This is a genomic window from Lewinella sp. (genome assembly GCF_050633125.1).
Taxonomy (GTDB): Bacteria; Bacteroidota; Bacteroidia; order Chitinophagales; family Saprospiraceae; genus Lewinella.
In genome coordinates this window covers 1-1,887 of sequence record NZ_JBOEFX010000128.1, presented here as the reverse complement: position 1 = coordinate 1,887, position 1,887 = coordinate 1, and the positions used below count along the sequence as shown (strand labels likewise).

General features: G+C 33.2%; 3 protein-coding genes. All 3 read left to right on the top strand.

What is annotated here, in order from left to right:
- The coding region (locus tag ACRBG0_RS24555) for an ABC transporter ATP-binding protein (protein WP_431489483.1) at window positions 1-797 on the top strand (797 nt) is incomplete at its 5' end.
- A 235-nt stretch (window positions 798-1,032) separates the two neighbouring features.
- Window positions 1,033-1,478 (top strand): class I SAM-dependent methyltransferase (locus tag ACRBG0_RS24550; protein WP_431489482.1); only part of this gene is annotated, 446 nt, incomplete at its 5' end.
- Window positions 1,471-1,887 (top strand): glycosyltransferase family 2 protein (locus ACRBG0_RS24545; protein ID WP_431489481.1); only part of this gene is annotated, 417 nt, incomplete at its 3' end. The genes ACRBG0_RS24550 and ACRBG0_RS24545, both read left to right, overlap by 8 nt.

Sequence of the window (1,887 nt, the reverse complement as noted above, 5' to 3'; positions counted from 1 at the left end):
GATTTGATGAAATAGTTGCTTTTTCAGGGGTAGAGAATTTCCTTGACCTTCCGGTTAAACGCTACAGTTCGGGGATGTATGTTCGGCTCGGCTTCGCCATCGCTGCTCATTTAGAAGCGGAAGTATTACTGGTAGATGAAGTCTTGGCCGTCGGTGATGCAGAATTCCAGAAAAAATGCCTGGGAAAAATAGGAGATGTTGCCCAAAGTGGGCGGACAGTGTTTTTTGTTAGCCATAATTTAAACTCAATACAGCAATTATGTACAGAAGCATTAATTATAAAAGAAGGTAAGTTGGATGCCGTTAAAGCTGTACGGGAAGGGGTGGCGAAATATTTGAATTCGATTGAAGAAAAAAATCAAGAAACGAAAGTATATTTTAATATTAGCGAATTTAGAACTACTGTTGTTTTGAATGGGTCAAATCCAGTTAGCGTCAACTTAGTAATAGGTTTACAAAACCTTTGTTTAAATGGAGATATTTTTTTAGGTTTTGTATTTAGAACATTACAAGGAGAAAGTGTGTTTGGTGTGAACAATGAGCATTATTATCAGAGTCTGCATAATACAGTTAGAACATCATGTGTTATTGCGGTTGAAATTCCAGAGTTACCTCTGGTCTCAGGTAGGTATATATTGGATATATATTTTAATGATAAAAAAAATGATCTAAAAGAAATCTGGTATAATGCAGGGTATATTGATGTCCCAACTATTGACGGTGTTAATTTTTCTTTAATTAATGAAAAAATTAATCAAATAGTAATTCCTAACTTAAATTGGTCTTTTTTACAATGAAAAAGGAGAAGGAAGGTGTTGTTTATTATAATAATTTCTTTAATAAAAGTGATTACAGTCTAGGTTCATTGAATGTAGAGGAGAAAAGGAGGTGGGACTTGTTAGAGAATACACTGAGCAATGGATTATTTTTCTCAAAAGATGAAAGAAAACAAATTTCGATTTTGGATTTTGGATGTGGTGACGGAAGGTTTTATCCACTTTTTTCAAAGTTTGGTAATGTTGATGGTGTTNNTTAATAAAAAGTATGATATAATAATATCTACAGAATTGATAGAGCACATTCCTGATTTTGAGAAGGATTTCGTATTCAAAAACATGCAAGATTTATTGTTAGAAGGAGGGAAATTAATACTAACTACTCCGAATGGTATTATTAAAAGGCATCACTTTAGCGGCGGAAGGGTGAGTTGGAAACAACCAGTAGAAGACTGGATGAAAAAAAAAGAACTTAAGTCTAAATTAGAAAATCAAGGGTTGAAGGTGATTTGTCATGTCACTTTCTATAATACATGGATGATGGAAAGATATCCTAAAACTTGGTTGTACTTATTTTTTAATAATTATACTGTTTCTCTATTTAAAATAACAAGATTAGATGCTTTAATTGAGTTTCTTATTAAGAAATTTAGGTTAGGAATCTATCAGTTAATAATTGCACAGAAAAATAGAGATGAATAACAACACTTCTAGTGTTTTGCTAACTATTCTTATTTGTACAGCTAATAGAGAGAGTATTGTTGTTGATACAATCAAGTCTATAAGGTCATTGTGTTTTGATATTCCAATTGTTGTTGTGGACAATAACTTGAACGGTTTGTCTCAAATACTTAAAGAAAAGATGTCTTGCTTTCCAAATTTGGTAGTTGTTACTGAGCCGAATCCTGGCTTGAGTATAGCACGAAATACAGGTGTGATAAATATAAATTCCGAATGGATACTATTTGTCGATGATGATATAAAATTAGCCTCTAATTTTTTTGAGAAACTGGAACAAATACTAGATGAAGAGAGATACGATTGCTTCGGAGGAATGTATTACCCCTGGTACCCTCAAGGCAAGCCTGCTTGGCTACCTGCTGGTTTTGGT